Here is a 17375-nt window from a genome sequence, read left to right on the forward strand (position 1 = left end):
CGCCGCATCGATGGATGCCGGCCAGATGGGTCGCTCAGCGTCCATAGAGCCCGTCTAGTGCCGCCACGAAGCTGGGAGCCAATGCTTTGCTCTGCGAGACGGTGATGTGGTTGGTGTCGCGGTAGTTCGTGCGGCTATCCGTGTGAGTGGCGCACCGGCCGCCGGGGCACAGCGCGGTCCACGGATCAAGGACCTGCGCGCCCGTGCTGGACGCGACCTCGCGAAGCACGGCGCGCGCTGCGCCCTGTCGCTCCTCCGCTCGTCCGGTCGGCATCTGCCGCCCACACTGGCCGAAGCCGCTCACTAGGGAGATCACCGTGCAGTCGGTAGGGGTCCACTCGTCCACGCCGTCCCACCGTGGGACGTCCTCCACCAACAAAACGACGTGTCCGGCCGCTTGTAGTTCGGCCACGGTTGTGGCGATGGCCTTCCCGGCCATCTCGAGTTTGGGTTCCGTGAGACGAGTCATCGCGGCAGCACTGTTGCCGACTGCGAAGTCGTCGTCGCTCCAGTACCTGTCAGAGGCGGCAAGCACCACAACGCCGGGGGTGGCCTGCGAGAGAAATGCCATCGTGCCCCGGACAAAGCCTCTGCAGTCGGCATCGTGACCGGCAGGGCCGAGGGCAAAGGTCAACTCGATATCGACGACTGGGCAGTTCGTCGCCGTGGAGATGACGACCGGCCGTCCCATCTCGGCGCCAGCCCCCTGCACCGCTTCACTGAAGTGCTGCGCGTGGGAGTCACCGACAAGATAGATCGGCCGCCCGGGACTCTCAGCATTCAACGTGCACCTATCTGAGGTCTCGGAGGTCAGGGGCACGTAGCCGTGGCAGCCGGAGTGCGCCGCGAGCACTGCGTCCTGGTGCGCCTTGACCGTGGGTGACCAGAAGCCCCGGTCAACGGCAAAGCCTAAGAACAGTGCCAGCACCACCGGCGGGGCGAGGATGGGGACGACGAGCCGGGCGATCCCTCCTGTGCCTTTCGGCTCGAGGGAGCGGAGCGGCTCCTCGACCCAGGTGTAGGACGCGATGGCCGGGGCCACAGAGAGGACGGCCGCGAGCACGAGGGGAATCGCTCGGTTTGGCCACAGCGCCCCGGCGAAGACGATGAAGGGCCAGTGCCAGAGGTAGATCGAGTAGGACCAGTCCCCCAACCGGACCATGGACCGGCGCTGCAGTAGGCGAGCCACGACGTTGTCGTCACGCCCACCCGAACGGATGAGCAAGGCCGTCGCCACCACCGGGAGGATCGTCCATACGCCCGGGAAGGGTGTCGTCCCGGAGATGAGCACCAGTGACGCGACGAGCAGGACCACACCCAGAGCCCCGTGGCCCAACCCACTGGCGCGCGTCCTCGCGCCCGCCCAACCGGGCACCAGTGCGAGGAACGCGCCCACACCGAACTCCCAGACCCGGGTGAGCGGACCGTAGAAGCCGACGAGCATCTCGCCCGCCGGCAGTTCGCGGCCGCGGCTCACGGCGACGGCGATGCCGAGGGACACCACCACCACGGCGCCGATGACGACGGTCGTGACCCTGCTGCGCTCCCCCCCGCGCCGCCGGGCGAGCCACCAGCAGGCGGCGAGCAACAGCGGGAAGCCGAGGTAGAACTGCTCCTCGACCGAGAGCGACCACGTGTGCAGCAGAGCGTTCGTCTCGGCCGGTGCATCGAAGTAGTCGCCGGTGGTCCGCGCGATGACGGCGTTGGCGAGGAGGGACATCGCGCCCACGGCGGTCTGAGCAGTCGACTGCTGCGCCCCCAGCGGCGAGAGGAAGAGCGTGGACAGCAGCACGGTTACCGCGACCATGAGCGCCAGGGCGGGGACGAGTCGCTTGAAGCGCCGTAGGTAGAAGCGGCCGAAGCGGATCCGACCGTGCGAGGTCCACTCACGCTGGAGCATCCCGGTGATGACGAAGCCTGAGATGACGAAGAAGACGTCGACGCCGACGAACCCGCCCGGCAGGGGAAGGCCTGCGTGGTACGCCACGACGAGCAGGACGGCCACTGCTCGTAGCCCCTGGACGTCCAACCGCCGCCGGCGAACCGTCTCCGGCATGGTCGTGGATGCACGGGTCGTTATGGGAGCCGCGCCACGCTGGGTGTCCATCACCATGACCTAGGGGCTCCCTTGACGGCCACGGAGTCTGGGGCGTCGCGCATGACGACCGAGGTGACGGAGCCGAGGACGGCGCCGTGGTGGACCGGCAAGGCGGAGCTGAACCCCGCCGCATCCAACCGCTCGACGCGCGCCGCCCGCGTCAGGCGGTGCCCTACGCCGAGGACAGGGCCCACCGACGTGTCCGCGCCCGTCCCAAGGTCATCCAACGAATACAGGTGGGCGAGCTCGCGCACGGCCAGACGGTCGAGTGACACACCCGATGAAGCATCGTCGACAACTCCTACAAGCTCAATCGCTGTGCCCGCGTCCGTCATCCCCTCAACGACGTCGAGGCACTCTCGTGCCAACCCCGAGGCGCCAACGGCGACCACTCGCTGCCGGACCGGGTCAGGCGTCGCCACGACCGGCTTCCGCTTCGCGAGAGGTGCAGGCGTACCCGACGAACTCGCTCATCGTCGCCTCTCCCTCGCCACTGATCCCTTGGCGCCGGAGAACGGCGACCACCGTGCGACCGATGACAGAGAGGTCGAGAGCCAGACTGCGCCGCTCGACATAGTCGACGTCCAGGGCGAACTTGTCCTCCCACGAGAGGGAGTTCCGCCCGGACACCTGAGCCAGGCCAGTGACTCCCGGTCGCACCTCGTGCCGACGGGCCTGCTCTGGGGTGTACCGGTCGAGGTACTCCACGAGCAGCGGCCGCGGACCGACGAGACTCATGTCGCCCTTGAGGACGTTCCACAACGTCGGCAGCTCGTCCAGGCTGGTCGACCGCAGGAACCGGCCCGTCGACGTCAGGCGCTGGGCGTCGCTGACATGCCTGCCGCGCACCTCGCGCATGCTGCGGAACTTCACCAGCTCGAAGACGACCCCATCACGACCCGGCCGACTCTGACGGAAGAACACGGGGCGGCCGTGTGCCACGAGGACGGCACCTGCGACGACCAGCTGGATCGGTGCCGAGCACACCAGGATCACAGCACTCACGCCGACATCCAGTACCCGTTTGAGCACGTCGGAGGTACGCTCACGCGGCACGGTGAACCTGCAGGAAGGTCCCGACGACCCCGTGGACCCGGTCGATCTGTTCGTCGGTCAAGGCCGAGCCACTGGGCAGAGCAAGCCCCTGTGCGAAGAGGCGCTGGCTGGTGCCGTTGACGAAGGAGGTGGCACCTCGGAAGACGGGCTGGAGATGCATCGGCTTCCACATCGGCCGGGCCTCGATGTTGTTGCTCTCCAGGGCAAGGCGCAGGTCCTCGCTGCTGAACCCGGCCTGGGCTTCGGAGACGAGGATCGCGCTGAGCCACCAGTTGTCGTGCGTCTGCTCGTCGTGCAGGCCGGAATCCTCACCGAAGACCCGCACTCCGCGGACGTCCCGGAAGATCTCGAGGTAGCGCATCCGGTTGTGACGGCGGTGCTCGATCATCTCGTCGAGTCGGCTGAGCTGCGCACGGCCGAGCGCTGCGAGGAGGTTGGACAGCCGGTAGTTGTAGCCGACCTCCGTGTGCTCGTAGTGCACGACGGGCTCGCGCGCCTGGGTGGCCAGGTGGCGAACCCGAGCCGCGATCCGTGCATCGTCGGTCAGCAACGCTCCCCCACCGGAGGTCGTCATGATTTTGTTGCCGTTGAACGACAGGGCGGCGACCAGTCCGTGGGCAGCGGCCGGCCTGCCGCCGAGCGTGGCTCCCAAGGACTCGGCCGCGTCCGACAGGACGGGGATCCCGTGACGTTGTGCGATCGCGCCAATCGCTGCGTGGTCGGCCACCTTGCCGAGCAGGTCCACGGGCACGATCGCCTTGACCCGGCCCCTCACGGAGGGGTGCGTCAGGGTCGACGCCAAAAGTGCCGGGTCCATGTTGCCGCTGGTGTCGCAGTCCACGAAGACGGGGCGGGCTCCCGTGTAGATGACGGCGTTGGCCGTGGCCGCGAAGGTCAGCGTGGACGTCACGACGAGGTCTCCCGGGCCGACACCCAACGCGAGGAGACCCAGGTGCAGGGCGGCGGTGCCCGACGAGAGGGCGACGGCATGGCTACGCCCGCACCTCAGGGCCAGCTCGGCCTCGAAGGCGTCGACCTCGGGACCCAGCGGGGCGACCCAACCCGAGCGCAGCGCCCTGACGAGGGCCACCTCCTCGCCCTCGGTCACGTCCGGAGGAGAGAGGCAGATCCGCTCGCTGGCGGGCAGCATGGCGGTCACAGCCGCAGGTCCGACTCTGACTTGGCGAGGACGTACTTGAGGTCGTAGAGGACGTGACCGTCGGGATTGCCGAAGCCGCGGATGGTCTCCGCTCCCATCTCGAGGAACTCGCGGTGGGCGACAGCGAGGATGACGGCGTCGTAGGCGCCCGGCTCGGGACTCTGGACGAGGTTGACGCCGTAGTGCCGGCTGGCCTCCTCGGGGCGGGCCCACGGGTCGTGGACATCGGCGCGGATGTCGTACTCGCGCAGCTCCGTGAGGATGTCGACGACGTGCGAGTTGCGCAGGTCCGGGGTGTTCTCCTTGAACGTGAGGCCCAGGACGAGCACCCGAGCGCCACGCACGGGGATGTTCTCCTTGGTCATCCGCTTGACGAGCTGCGACGCGACGTAGGAACCCATCTGGTCGTTGAGCCGCCGGCCGGCGAGGATGATCTCGGGGTGGTAGCCGACGGCCTGTGCCTTGTGGGTCAGGTAGTAGGGGTCCACGCCGATGCAGTGCCCACCGACGAGGCCGGGGCGGAAGCCGAGGAAGTTCCACTTCGAGCCCGCGGCCTCGAGCACCTCCTCGGTGTCGATGTCGAGCCTGTTGAAGAGGATCGCCAGCTCGTTGATGAGGGCGATGTTCACGTCACGCTGGGTGTTCTCGATGACCTTGGCCGCCTCCGCGACCCGGATCGACGAGGCACGGTGCGTTCCAGCCGTGATGATCGACCCATAGAGACCGTCCACGAAGTCGGCGGCTTCCGGCGTCGACCCGGAGGTGACCTTGACGATCGAGGGCAGACGGTGCTCCTTGTCACCCGGGTTGATCCGCTCGGGGCTGTAGCCGACATAGAAGTCGACGTTCACCAGGAGGCCGGACAGGTCCTCGAGGACGGGGACGCACTGCTCCTCGGTCGCACCCGGATAGACCGTGGACTCGTAGATGACGACGTCACCGGGCAGCAGCACCTTGGCGATGGTCTCGGTCGCCGAGAGCACCGGGCTCAGGTCGGGCTGCTTCGCCGCGTCGATCGGCGTCGGTGTGGTGACGATGAAGACGTTGCAGCTGGCGATGTCCGCCGGGTCCTCGGTGAAGGCCAACCGTGTTGCGCAGGCGAGCTCCTCGTCACTGACCTCCAGCGTGTAGTCGGTGCCGGTGCTCAGCTCCTTGACCCGAGCGCCGTTGATGTCGAAGCCGACGACGTCCATGATCTTGCCGAACTCCACGGCGAGGGGCAGGCCGACATAGCCCAGGCCCACGACGGCGAGACGCACACCGCCGGGAAGCGCGGGGAACGCGGGGGCGAAGGCGGTGGCGGGCGTGGCGAACGTGGTCATCGCGAGCTCCTTCCGGTCGCAGCCTGGCCAGCGGAAGCGGCCAGTCCAAGACCTGCGATGTCGATGCGGTCGATGGAGTGGGTGTCACGGGTGTGGCTGGCATGGACGTCGTCCACGTGCCGGGCAATGACGTCGGAGGGGCGGACGTGCGGCACGGACACCTGGGTGATGAGCGGGTGCACCGTGGGGCATCCGGTCTCCACGGAGCTGAGCAGGACCTCGTGGAGCTTCTCCCCGTCGCGCAGTCCGGTGAACGTCACGGCGACGTCCTTGCCGGACTCCTCGATGAGGCGCCGGGCCACGTCGATGATGCGCACCGGCATGCCCATGTCGAGGATGAGGACGTCGCCCGGTCGGCCGATGGCCGAGGCCTGCAGCACGAGCTCACACGCCTCGGGGATCGTCATGAAGAAGCGGCTGACCTCCGCGTCGGTGACCGTCACCGGACCACCCCGCTCGATCTGGGCGCGGAAGGTCTCGAGCACCGAGCCGCGCGACCCGAGGACGTTGCCGAAACGAACCGAGAGGAAGTGCAGCCCGGACTGCGCGGCATACCAGGCGGTGAGTCGCTCTGCGACCCGCTTCGTCTGTCCCAGAACGCTGGTCGCGTCGGCGGCCTTGTCACTGGAGATGTTGACGAAGTGCTGCACACCGTTGGTGGCGGCACACTCCAGGACGTTGAGGGTGCCGAGGACGTTGGTCTTCCAGCCCTCCTCGGGGAAGCGCTCGAGCATCGGCAGGTGCTTGAGCGCAGCAGCATGGAAGACCACCTCGGGAGCCAGGCGGCTGAACACTGCGCAGACCGCGTCCTTGTCCCGGATGTCGCAGAGGACCGTGTCCTCGGTGTCGAGCAACCCGTTGCCGTCGATGGAGAGCTGCGTGGCGTGGAGCGCCGACTCGTCCCGATCGAGCAGGATAAGCTTGGCTGGCCCCAGCTGATGGACCTGACGCGCGAGCTCCGAGCCGATCGAGCCGCCCGCTCCCGTGACGAGGACGACCTTGCCGCCGATGTGCTGCGCGATCTCGGAGAGGTCGGTCTCCACCGGGCGCCTGCCGAGCAGGTCGGCCACGTTGAAGGCGCGCAGGGTGTCGAGCTCGAGCCGTCCGCTGATCATCTCGCGCAGCGGCGGGACGACGACGAGCTCGAGGCCCGCCTCGGTGCAGCGGTCCGAGACCGCCTGGATGAGCCGCGGGCTGGCCTGGCTCACCGCGAGGACGACCACCTCGGCACCGGTCGCGTCGGCCGCCCGCAGGAGGTCACTCCCCCGCCCCAGCAGGCGATAGCCGCGAACCCGCAGGAACCGCAGGCGGGGGTCGTCATCGATGAACCCCACGATCTCGTAGGGCGAGTCGGCCGAACCGTCGACGAGCGCAGCAAGCTGGTGACCGGCATCCCCGGCGCCGTAGATCAGGGCAGGAGCACCGGTGGACGTGCCGTTGCGCCGGCGGTCCCGCTGGCGCGCGACCCGGAACACCCATCGGCCGGCCGCCATGAAGAGGAACGCCAGCGCGGGCATGACGAACGCCAGACCACGGGAGAAGAGCGGGCCGACGATGTAGAACGTTGCGCCGAGGACGAGACTGATGGCGATGACCAGCTGACCCAAAGCGGTGACCTCGTCGAAGCTGCCCACTTTGGAACGCCCGAGGTAGAGGTGGGACGCGAAGCCCCCCAGCAGCTGCAGCACCACAGCGACGAGGACGTAGGTCCACGCGATGACCCAGACGCGCTCGCTGAGCATGAACTCGTGACGCACGAGCAAGAAGCTCAACAGGGCGAGCAGCCACGACGCCGAGTCCCAGACGATCATCATCGATCGCCTGGCGAAGATCTGCGATTTCGACATTTGGCACCCCGTCGACGCTGTCGATTCGTCAAGTCATGACGACGCAATGGACGCTAGGGCGGCTGGTAACCACGCGAACGACAAACCCGAGGAAGTCCGCACAAGGGGCCACGATTGTGGCCTGACTGACTAGCCACGGCTAGCCCACGCGGGTCAGCCCAGATGGAAGGCGAGGCGTCCGGCAATGACCGTGTCCGTGACGACGGCCGAGCGCAGATGGGCTGCCACGTCTGGGCCGGACTCCCCTGCCTCAAAAGGATTGGCCTCCACGAGCACGAGGTCGGCCAGGCTCCCGACGGACACGGTGTGTGCGCCGTCCACGCTGCCCTCGAGGGCCTGCGCGACGGTGAGGGTCTCGGCCGGGTTCCACTCATTGCGGTCATCACCACTGCGATGAACTGCAGCAGCCATCGCCACCCACGGGTCGAGCGGCGCCACCGGGGCGTCCGACCCGAGGGCGAGGGTCACACCGGCGTCGAGCATGGACCGCAAGGGGAAGCACCGGTCGGCCCGATCGGGCCAGCACTGGTGGGTCACGTCACGGTCGTCGAGCAGGTGAGCCGGCTGCACGCTGGCGACGACGCCGAGACGACCCATGCGCTCGACATCTGCCGGCGCCACGAGCTGGGCGTGTTCGATGGAACCGCGAGCACCGGTGTGCGAGAAGGCATCCAGCGCAATCCCGACGGCGGCGTCCCCGATGGCGTGCACCGCCACGTCGAGGCCGTGTTCCGTCGCCTGGGCGAGCAGGTCAGCCAGCTCCTCGGGTGAGTTGTTGGCGCGCCCCCGTGGGAACTCGAGCACGTCATCCCCCACGTAGGGGTCGTTGCAGAACGCCGTGCGCGTGTTGAGCGATCCGTCACTGATGATCTTCAGCGGTCCCATGGTGACCAGCCCCGCCTCGTCCAGGACGTCACCGCTGCGCCGCCCGGCAGCAATCGTGTCGGCCAGCCCCGCGGCATACGTCGCGGTGCGCACCCGAAGGACCGCGAGGCCGTCGGCTGAACGCTGAGCCCAGTCGGTCGCGTTGTCGGCCCACTCCATGTCGCGCACGCCGACGACGCCGCGTCGCAGGGCCGCGTCGAGGACCTTGGCGTATGCCGTCCGCCGGCCTTCCTCGGTCGTGGTCACCTCGTCGAGGCGGGCGAACACGGGGAACCACTCGTTCTCCTCCACGACACCCTCGCGGGGCGAGACCTCGAGCAGGCGGAGGGCGGCGGAGTTGAGCCAGCCGTTGTGCGCGTCGCCGCTGATGAGCACGACCGGGACGTCGCCGCTCACGGCGTCGAGCTCGGCGACGGTGGGCTGGCGATCCCAGGCCGCCGTCCGGTGGCCGAAGCCCTGGATGACCATGCCGGCCGCTCCCCCGCGGCGGGCCCCCACCTCCGCTGCGACGAGCCTCACTGCTTCGTCAGGGCTCCTCGTGGACGAGAGGTCCAGGCGGTTGGCCGTGGCCGCCCACTGGCCCATGTGGACGTGCTGGTCCCAGAGCCCGGGCATCAGCCAGCGGCCCTGCCCGTCAAGCACCTCGTCGTCCCCGGAGGGAGTCACCTGCGGCGCGACGTCGACCACTCGGTCACCGACGACACGCACGTCCACGGGACCGGCGGGGGCAGGCCTGCCGCCGATGGGAACGACGCGGGTCTGACGGATCAAGAGCGACACCCCGCGATCCTAGGAGGAAATGCGCTCCTCCCCGATACCGTCCCACTCATGACACAGGAACTGTCGTCCACGCAGGAGCGCACGTTGCGCCGGGACAACCTCGTGGCCGCGGCCCTGCATGTCGTGCAGGCGGTGGCCGTCCTCTCCCTCGCGAACGACTTCGCCCTCCCGGTCACGGCAAGCTATCTCGCCGGACCTCCCGGTACTGCGCCGCAGGAGCCCACCGTCCTGTTCGACCTGTCCACGGGCTTGGCGGTCGCCGCATTCCTGGCACTGTCAGCGCTGGCGCACCTCGTCGTCTCGACCGTGTGGTTCCGCGGCTACGTGAGCGACCTCGCCCGGGGGATCAACCGGGCGCGTTGGGTCGAGTACTCCCTGTCGTCCTCACTGATGATGGTGGTCATCGCCCAGCTTGTGGGGATCGCCGACATCACGGCCCTGCTGGCAATCGCCGGCGTCAACGCCTCGATGATCCTGTTCGGCTGGTTGCAGGAGAAGTACGAGCAACCCGGTCACGGCGGGTGGCTGCCGTTCTGGTTCGGCTGCGTCGCCGGGGCCGTTCCATGGGTCGCCGTCGTGGTGTACGTCGTCGCGCCGAGCTCGCCGTCGCAGGCCAGCCCACCCGGCTTCGTCTACGCCATCGTGGTGTCGCTCTTCCTGTTCTTCAACATCTTCGCCCTCAACCAGTGGCTGCAGTACAAGGCGCGCGGCCGCTGGGCAAGCTACCTCTTCGGGGAGCGCATCTACATCCTGCTCAGCCTCGTCGCCAAGTCGCTCCTGGCGTGGCAGGTGTTCGGCGGGACCCTCGCGGCGTAGGTCACACCGGGACGCCGGGTGGCGGGTGCGCAGCGCCGCGTCGCGGGTGCGACTCCTCTCCGCCATGGTCAGCCGACAGCCACCCCTCACGTGACGAACGGGGTGGCCCACGTGCGCCATGGCTGCTGTCCTGTTCAGCCCATTGTCCCGACCGACGCGCCTCCCTAGCCTCGACCTCAGGCCCACCGAGCGACGGTCGCCCGGCCCGCCCATGGAGGAGTCATGATCAGCGACCACACGCCCGTTACCACCCTCGGCGTCAGCGACCTGCAACGGGCCCGCGACTTCTATGAGGGGACCCTCGGTTTCGCACCCGGGACGGAGATGATGGACCAAGGCATCACCTACCGGTCCGGCTCGGGCAGCTTCTTCGTGTACCTGTCCGAGTTCGCGGGCAGCAACAAGGCGACGGCCATGATGTTCGAGCTGCCGGACGACGCGTTCGACGGGACGGTGGACAGGCTGCGTTCGAAGGGCGTCACCTTCACCACGTTCGAGGCCGAGGGCATGGAGTTCACCGACGGCGTCGCCTCCATGGGTGACGGCGCCTTCCGCAGCGTCTGGTTCGAGGACCCGGACGGCAACATCCTCAACCTCGGGACACCGATGCCGTGAGGCCCTGACCCGCCCACCGGACGCGGTATGCCGCCCGCGAAAGTCTCGCGGACGGCATACCGGAAGGCACTGCGGCGCTGCGCCGCTGGTGCTCAGAGGTTGATCATGTGGCCGGCGATGCCCTCGATCGCTTCCTTGACGGACTCCGACAGCGTCGGGTGCGCGAAGACGTTGCGAGCCACCTCGTCCGCGGTCAGGTCCCACTTCTGCGCCAGGGTGAGGACGGGGAGAAGCTCGGTGACGTCCGGGCCGATCATGTGGGCTCCGAGGATCTCGTTGTGCTTGGCGTCGGCCACGATCTTGACGAAGCCGACCGCGTCGCCCAGACCCATGGCCTTGCCGTTGGCGCTGAACGGGAACTGCGACGTCTTGACGTCGTAGCCCTTCTCCTTGGCCTGCGCCTCGGAGTAGCCGAACGACCCGATCTGCGGGTGGCAGTAGGTCGCTCGCGGGACGAAGTCGTACTCGACCGGCATGGTCTCGGCGCCGGCCATGGTCTCGGCGGCGACGATGCCCTGGGCCTCGGCGACGTGGGCGAGCATCAGCTTGGCGGTGCAGTCACCGATCGCATAGACGTTCTCGACGTTGGTGCGGCAGAAGTCGTCGATCTCGATGGCGCCCCGGTCGGTGAGCGTGACCCCGATCGCGTCGAGCCCGTAGCCCTCGGTGCGCGGCGCGAAGCCGATGGCGGAGAGGAACTTGTCCGCCTCGAGGACCTGGCTGTCGCCACCAGCAGCCGGAGACACCGTGACCTTGACCCCCGAGCCGGTGTCCTCGACGCCCTCCACCTTGGTGGAGAGCAGGACCTTGACCCCGAGCTTCTTGTAGTGCTTGAGCAGCTCCTTGGACACGTCGGCGTCCTCGGTCGGCACCATGCGGTCGAGGAACTCGACGATCGTCACGTCAACACCGAAGTTCTTCATGACGTAGGCGAACTCGACGCCGATCGCGCCGGAGCCAGCGATGACGATCGAACCGGGGAGGTTCTCGTCGAGGATCTGCTCCTCGTAGGTGACGACGTTCTGCGACACCTTGACGCCGGGGAGCATGCGGGTGACGGCCCCGGCGGCGATGATGAGCTTGTCGAACGTGACGGTGCGCTTTTCCCCCGAGTTGAGCGCGACCTCCATCGAGGTGGGGCTCGTGAGCGTGCCCCAGCCGTCGATCTCCTCGATCTTGTTCTTCTTCATGAGGAAGTGGACGCCCTTGACGATCCCGGACGACACCTGGCGCGAGCGCTTGAAGGTCGGGCCGTAGGACATCGTCGCGTCGCCCTCGATGCCGAACTTCGCCTTGTCGTGCTGGAGCGTGTGCGCCAGCTCGGCGTTCTTGATCAGCGCCTTGGACGGGATGCACCCGACGTTGAGGCAGACGCCACCCCAGTACTTGGACTCCACGACAGCTGCCTTGAGTCCCAGCTGGGAGGCGCGGATCGCCGCGACATACCCACCAGGACCGGCACCGAGGACGACAACATCGAAATCAGCCATGCCGCAAGCCTAGTTGTATGCCGCCCACCACCGTCGCGCTGTCCCGTCACACCGCTACGGGTCGATCAGGGAGCGCGTCCTCAGGTCGGAGACGGACGCGAGAAGCTCGAAGTCCGCGTCGCGGTGGACAACCGTCGCCCCCACGCGGATCGCCACGGCGGCAATGAGGCAGTCGTTCAGCCTGCGCACCGTGCGACCGCGTCGCCGTGCACTTCGGTGCAGGGCTGCCGCCGCGTGAAAGTCAAGGGCCGGGGCGATGCGAAGAAGAGGCAGGCTGTCGACCAGCTGACCGATCTGCGCCGCGGCTCGCTCGTCAGTGGGGCCGGCCAGCAGCTCCATCGCGACGACCTCCGTGACGGCAACACTCGCCGGGTCGGCCAGGAGACGGGACTGGACGTAGTCGCACGCCACGGAGTCGGTCCCCCGCAGGAACTCGATCCACACGGACGTGTCGAGGAGCTCGGTCACCCGGTCGTCGACGACGGCTCCGCCCCCCGCAGCTCGTCGAGGTCGCCCTCCCAGCCGACACCCTTGAGGCTCCAGACGAGCTCAGGGGTGATCGGCGACCCAGCCGCCTTGCGCAGGGCGAGGTCTACGGCCTCGCGCTTGGAGGCGAGGTCGTACTTCCTGATCACCTCGGCAATGAGCTCGTCATCGATGTCGATGTTGGTCCTGGTCATGCACTCACCATACACACTCATGGTGTATAGCCCGACCCTCGTACCCCATTGCTCGACTTATTGCCCGTTGGGAGAGTTGCGATGCGAAGCGAGCAACTCTCCCAACGGGCAACAAGTTGCTGGTGGGGTCAGCGGGGCAGCCGGCGCAGGGCCTCGTGGATCGCACGCGCGATCGGAGCCGCGGTCTCGCTGCCGTGACCACCCTGGCTCACCGCGACCGACACGACGTAGCGCGGCTTCGTGGACGGGGCATAGGACTCGAACCACGAGGTGTCCGAGCGACCGAAGACCTCGGCCGTCCCGGACTTGCCGGACACCGGCCAGTCGGCGGCCATGCCCGAGAATGGTTGGGCACCGGTTCCCGACACGACGACCGCACGCAGCGCGTCCTGCACGTAGGCCGCCACGTCCTTGGGGAGGGTGGCCCGGTGCGTGGGACCGGCCGGAAGGGCCTGTGCCGCACCGGACACGGGGTCGACGGTCCGGACCCCGATGCGCGGCGTGCGCACCACCCCACCGTTGGCGATGGCGGCATAGGCGACCCCCATCTGCAGCGGTGTCGTCGCGACGTCACCCTGGCCGATCGCGAAGTTCGCCGCGTCACCGGCGCGGAACTGGGCCCCGCTGACGCAGTTCTCCTTGGCCAACGACGTGAGGTATGCCGCCCGCGACGGATCGTCCTTGGCCACCTCCGGGTAGCCGGACTTCGCCCTCGTGCACGTCTCCGCCTTGGTCTCGTTCCAGACGGCTCGCTTCCACGTGCGGTCAGGGATGCGACCCGCACTCTCCCCGGGCAGGTCGATCCCGGTGCGCCTGCCGAGGCCGAAGTCGCGCGCCGTGGTGATGAAGGGGTCCTTGGCGTCGGCACCCTGAAGTCCGCCGAGGGCCAGCCAGGACCGGTAGGCGACGTCGTAGAAGACGGTGTCGCACGAGATCTCCAGTGCCCGGTGGAAGGTGATCGGCCCGTAGCCACGCGACTCGAAGTTGCGGAAGTCCCGGTTGCCGATGCGGTAGCTCGACCCGCACTCGTAGGTCCCGGTCAGTGAGTTGCCGGCAGCCACGGCGGCCGGAACGCTCAGCGCCTTCATCGTCGACGCCGGTGACATCGCCGACGCGGTGACGCGCGAGACCAGAGGAGTGCCGGCAGAGGCTGCGGTGAGGGCGGCGTACTCCTTGCCGGAAATCCCACCCGTCCAGACGTTGGGGTCGTAGGTCGGGGCGCTCGCCGAGGCCACGACCTGCCCGGTCCTGACGTCGAGGACGACCGCACCACCGGAGTCGGCCGGGAGCCCACGCTTGCGGGCCGCAGCCAGCTGACGGGCGAGTGCCTTCTCCGCTGCCACCTGGACCGAGGAGTCGATGCTCGTGACGAGGTCGCGCCCCGCCACCGGGTCGACCCGGGAGACCACGCCGGTGACGAGACCACGTGGGTCGACCGAGACGACCGTGCGTCCCGGGGTGCCACGAAGGACGGTGTCGTACTGCTGCTCTAGGCCGGCTCGTCCCACGAGGTCGTCAGCCGTGACGACGCTGTCCGGAGCCGAGACCTCCTTGTCGGTGGCCCGACCGAGGTATCCGAGGAGGTGGGCAGCGTTGACCCCGTGCGGGGCGGGATAGCGCCGCACCGGCACCGCCTCGACCGCGATGCCGGGATAGAGGTCCGGCCGCTCGACGAGGCTCAGGGCACGCTTGGGGTCGACCCCGCTCGCGACGGGGATGGGCACCTGGGGCGAGCCGGCCCAGCAGGAGGGCGCCGGCGAGGCACCCGCCTCACCGCACAGGTGAGTCCTGGCCAGGAGCTCGTCCACGGGACGCTTCAGCGTCTTGGCCACGCGCGTGAGCAGCGCCCGCGCGCCGTCATCGCTGTCGGCAACCGCGCGCCTCTCGAGGGTGACGACGGTGGTGGACGTGTTGTCCGCCAACGGCCTCCCACTCCGGTCCAGGATGCGACCGCGCACCGCGGGCACGACGATCTCACGCGTGTTGAGCTGCGCCGCCGCCGCCGTGTAGTCGGCGTGCTGCGTCAGCTGCACCTGCCCCAGCCGGCCGAAGAGCGTGACGAAGAGCAGCCCGACGACGAGCGCGACCGACAGGAACCGCCCCTGGTGGGCCGACCCGTCGCGGGGTCGCAGGCCGATCGAGCTCACGCGAACCTCCGCTGCTCCGCGTGGCGCTCCACGAGGCCGACGAGGGGCACGAGCACCACGCTCGCCGTCGCCGTCGCCAGCACCCGGCCCAGCGAGGACACGACGTCCACCGGCACCCCGTCCGCGAGCGCGAGCAGGGCCCGGGCCACCTCGAGCCCAGACCCCACTCCCGCGATGACGAGGACGACCCACACCAGCGAGACCTGGCCCGGGCGGCGGGCAAGGCCGACGAGAAGTCCGCACCCGGCATACAGCAGGGCCTGGGTCCCGAGCACGGCCGAACCGGGGGGCAGGAGGTCGAGGAGCCAGCCACCGACGAGTCCGGCGACGAGGCCGACCCGCGGCCCCGAGCGCAGCGCGGCGGAGGCCACGACGACGAGGACGAGGTCGGGCAGCGGTGCGAGGTGGCGCGCGCTGAGCGTCACCGCGAGGACCGCACCGACGAGAAGCAGGGCCGCCCGCAGAGCCACTCCGGACGGCGTCATCGCGCGCCACCGGTTGCTGCCGCCCGGGGCGTGGAGCGCGGCGCGGTGAGCAGCACCCCCACGACCGACAGGGACCCGGCGTCCACCGCGGGGCGGACGGTCCCCGAGGGCGCGAGGCGGCCGTGCTGCGGCTCGACGGCGCTCACGCTGCCGACCAGGACACCGGGCAGGAACGGGCGGCCGTCGACGCTGCCCAGGGTGCGCACCTCGTCGCCGACCCGCAGGGCCCCGGTCTCGACCAGGCTGAGCGCCGGCTCCCCCGCCTCGCGCTCGGTGCCGGCCGCGGCCGGTCCCCCGACCGTCGCGAGGGTCCCAGTGGCGCCGACGCGCACCCCGACCACCACGTCAGGTCCTCCGACGACGAGGACGTCGCTGGTCCAGGGGGCCACCGACGCGACCCGCCCGACCAGCCCCTCACTGGAGACCACGGTCCGGTCGGCACTGACTCCGTCGCGGCTGCCGACGTCGATGGTGATGCGGACGATGCCCTGTGGACCGGGTGCCCCAACACCGACGACGCGGGCGGGCACGACGCGCGCGCCAGCCGTGGTGGGCGAGGACAGCAGGGCGGACAGTGCGGTGGCGTCGGCTCCGGCGAGCCGGGCCTCACGCAGCTGGCTCGCGAGGCGGTCGTTCGAGCGCTGCAGCGCCTCCCGGTCCTGCTGACCGGCCGGTGCCAGGACGCGCTCGAGCGGGCCGAGCACCGTTGCTGCACCGCGACGCAGCACCCCCGGTCCGGGACCGCCCACGACGTCGACGAGCACCAGCGCCACCGTGACGAGCACCGCAAGCAGGACGAGCCGAGCGCGGCGGCGGTCCGACGCGTCGCCCCTCACGGCCGACGGTTGTCGACGAGGACCCGGTGGAGGGTGTCGAACTCCTCGACGCACCGGCCGGCCCCCCGCGCCACCGCCTGCAGCGGGTCGTCGGCCACCACCACGGGGACGCCCAGCTCGTGGTGCATCCGCTCGGACAGACCACGCAGGAGCGCGCCGCCACCGGTGAGAGTGATGCCGCGGTCGAGGACGTCGCCGGCGAGCTCGGGAGGACACACGTCGAGCACGGCGCGTGCCAGCTCGACCATCTGGAGCACAGGGGCCTCGATGGCGCGGCGGACCTCGACCGAGGAGATCGACACGGTCTTGGGCAGCCCGGTGACCAGGTCACGACCGCGCACCCGCTCGCTGAGCTCCTGGCGCAGCGGGAAGGCCGACCCCACCGCGACCTTGATCTGCTCGGCGCTGCGCTCCCCCAGCAGCAGCGAGTACTCGGACTTCACGTGGGCGATGATCGCCTCGTCGACCTCGTCGCCACCGGTGCGGATCGAGCGGGAGGTGACGATCCCGCCGAGGCTGATCACGGCCACGTTGGTCGTGCCACCACCGAGGTCGACGACCATCGAGGCGTTGGTCTCCTCGATGGGCAGGCCGGCTCCGATCGCGGCCGCCATGGGCTCCTCGATGACGTGCACCCGTCGTGCGCCTGCTCGCAGGGTCGAGTCCTCGAGGGCTCGGCGTTCGACGCTGGTGATGTCGCTGGGGACGCAGACGACGATCCGGGGCCGGAAGATGCGCGAGGGCGCCACCTGGTCGACGAACCAGCGCAGCATCCGCTCGGTCACGTCGGCGTCCGAGATGACCCCGTCCTTCAGGGGACGGACGGCGCTCACCGAGTCCGGGGTGCGTCCGAGCATCTCCTTGGCCCGGTGCCCGGCCGCGAGGAGCTGCGAGGTGCCGGTGCGCACGGCGACGACCGACGGCTCGTCCAGGACGATGCCACGACCACGCTCGTAGATGACGGTGTTGGCCGTCCCGAGGTCGATCGCGAGGTCCCTCGCACGCACCCACCGATCCAGTCCAGCCACGCCTGTGATGCTACGTGCGCGGCTGCAGTGCCACGTGGCCCAACACGCCCGTTGCCTCTCGCATCGGCCCACGAACGCAGGTATGCCGGCCGCCCAGGTGGGCGGCCGGCATACCGGATGCGTGGAGCCGG

General features: G+C 69.3%; 16 protein-coding genes. 2 read left to right on the plus strand and 14 right to left on the minus strand.

The window, feature by feature from the left end:
- Positions 1-34 precede the first annotated feature (34 nt).
- The 7 genes from ASG74_RS01015 to ASG74_RS01045 all read right to left on the minus strand — a co-directional run bounded on the left by ASG74_RS01015 (position 35) and on the right by ASG74_RS01045 (position 9147).
- The gene (locus ASG74_RS01015; RefSeq protein ID WP_162252768.1) at positions 35-2056 is read right to left on the minus strand and encodes an acyltransferase family protein; all 2022 of its coding nucleotides are present in this window, start codon (positions 2054-2056) and stop codon (positions 35-37) included.
- Between the two features lie 50 nt (positions 2057-2106).
- Complete coding sequence (locus ASG74_RS17070) at positions 2107-2373, minus strand: hypothetical protein (RefSeq protein ID WP_156465235.1); 267 nt, start codon at positions 2371-2373, stop codon at positions 2107-2109.
- 133 nt (positions 2374-2506) lie between these two features.
- On the minus strand, positions 2507-3154 hold the full coding sequence (locus tag ASG74_RS01025; RefSeq protein WP_056138058.1) for a sugar transferase: 648 nt from the start codon (positions 3152-3154) through the stop codon (positions 2507-2509).
- Complete coding sequence (locus ASG74_RS01030; RefSeq protein WP_056139511.1) at positions 3144-4304, minus strand: DegT/DnrJ/EryC1/StrS family aminotransferase; 1161 nt, start codon at positions 4302-4304, stop codon at positions 3144-3146. The genes ASG74_RS01025 and ASG74_RS01030 overlap by 11 nt, the downstream gene beginning before the upstream one ends.
- Before the next feature lie 5 nt (positions 4305-4309).
- Positions 4310-5635, minus strand: coding sequence for a Vi polysaccharide biosynthesis UDP-N-acetylglucosamine C-6 dehydrogenase TviB (tviB, locus tag ASG74_RS01035; protein ID WP_056138060.1), 1326 nt, complete (start codon positions 5633-5635; stop codon positions 4310-4312).
- Positions 5632-7482 (minus strand): polysaccharide biosynthesis protein, encoded by a 1851-nt coding sequence (locus tag ASG74_RS01040; RefSeq protein WP_082569443.1) that lies wholly within the window; start codon positions 7480-7482, stop codon positions 5632-5634. The genes tviB and ASG74_RS01040 overlap by 4 nt, the downstream gene beginning before the upstream one ends.
- 153 nt (positions 7483-7635) lie before the next feature.
- Positions 7636-9147 (minus strand): amidohydrolase, encoded by a 1512-nt coding sequence (locus tag ASG74_RS01045; protein ID WP_082569444.1) that lies wholly within the window; start codon positions 9145-9147, stop codon positions 7636-7638.
- 48 nt (positions 9148-9195) lie between these two features.
- Between ASG74_RS01045 and heR the strand changes: the two genes are divergently transcribed.
- Entirely contained in the window at positions 9196-9963 is a 768-nt protein-coding gene (heR, locus tag ASG74_RS01050) for a heliorhodopsin HeR (protein ID WP_056138062.1), read from the plus strand.
- Between the two features lie 222 nt (positions 9964-10185).
- Positions 10186-10578: a VOC family protein gene (locus ASG74_RS01055; RefSeq protein WP_056138068.1), complete on the plus strand. Its 393-nt coding sequence runs from the start codon at positions 10186-10188 to the stop codon at positions 10576-10578.
- A gap of 92 nt (positions 10579-10670) precedes the next feature.
- Here the strand turns inward: ASG74_RS01055 and lpdA are convergent, their stop codons facing one another.
- The 7 genes from lpdA to ASG74_RS01090 all read right to left on the minus strand — a co-directional run bounded on the left by lpdA (position 10671) and on the right by ASG74_RS01090 (position 17244).
- Positions 10671-12068: a dihydrolipoyl dehydrogenase gene (lpdA, locus tag ASG74_RS01060; protein WP_056138070.1), complete on the minus strand. Its 1398-nt coding sequence runs from the start codon at positions 12066-12068 to the stop codon at positions 10671-10673.
- 54 nt (positions 12069-12122) lie between these two features.
- Entirely contained in the window at positions 12123-12536 is a 414-nt protein-coding gene (vapC, locus tag ASG74_RS01065) for a type II toxin-antitoxin system VapC family toxin (protein ID WP_056138077.1), read from the minus strand.
- Positions 12533-12748 (minus strand): type II toxin-antitoxin system VapB family antitoxin, encoded by a 216-nt coding sequence (locus ASG74_RS01070; RefSeq protein ID WP_156465236.1) that lies wholly within the window; start codon positions 12746-12748, stop codon positions 12533-12535. Before ASG74_RS01070 ends, vapC begins: the two co-directional genes overlap by 4 nt.
- A gap of 128 nt (positions 12749-12876) precedes the next feature.
- Positions 12877-14895, minus strand: a complete 2019-nt coding sequence (gene mrdA, locus ASG74_RS01075; RefSeq protein WP_056138082.1) for a penicillin-binding protein 2 — start codon at positions 14893-14895, stop codon at positions 12877-12879.
- Positions 14892-15380, minus strand: coding sequence for a rod shape-determining protein MreD (gene mreD, locus ASG74_RS01080; RefSeq protein WP_156465237.1), 489 nt, complete (start codon positions 15378-15380; stop codon positions 14892-14894). Before mreD ends, mrdA begins: the two co-directional genes overlap by 4 nt.
- Complete coding sequence (mreC, locus tag ASG74_RS01085; RefSeq protein ID WP_056138086.1) at positions 15377-16216, minus strand: rod shape-determining protein MreC; 840 nt, start codon at positions 16214-16216, stop codon at positions 15377-15379. The genes mreD and mreC overlap by 4 nt, the downstream gene beginning before the upstream one ends.
- Positions 16213-17244: a rod shape-determining protein gene (locus ASG74_RS01090; protein ID WP_056138088.1), complete on the minus strand. Its 1032-nt coding sequence runs from the start codon at positions 17242-17244 to the stop codon at positions 16213-16215. The genes mreC and ASG74_RS01090 overlap by 4 nt, the downstream gene beginning before the upstream one ends.
- Positions 17245-17375 lie beyond the last annotated feature (131 nt).

Origin of the sequence: Knoellia sp. Soil729 (genome assembly GCF_001427985.1) — a bacterium.
In the GTDB taxonomy this organism is placed as follows: Bacteria; Actinomycetota; Actinomycetes; order Actinomycetales; family Dermatophilaceae; genus Knoellia.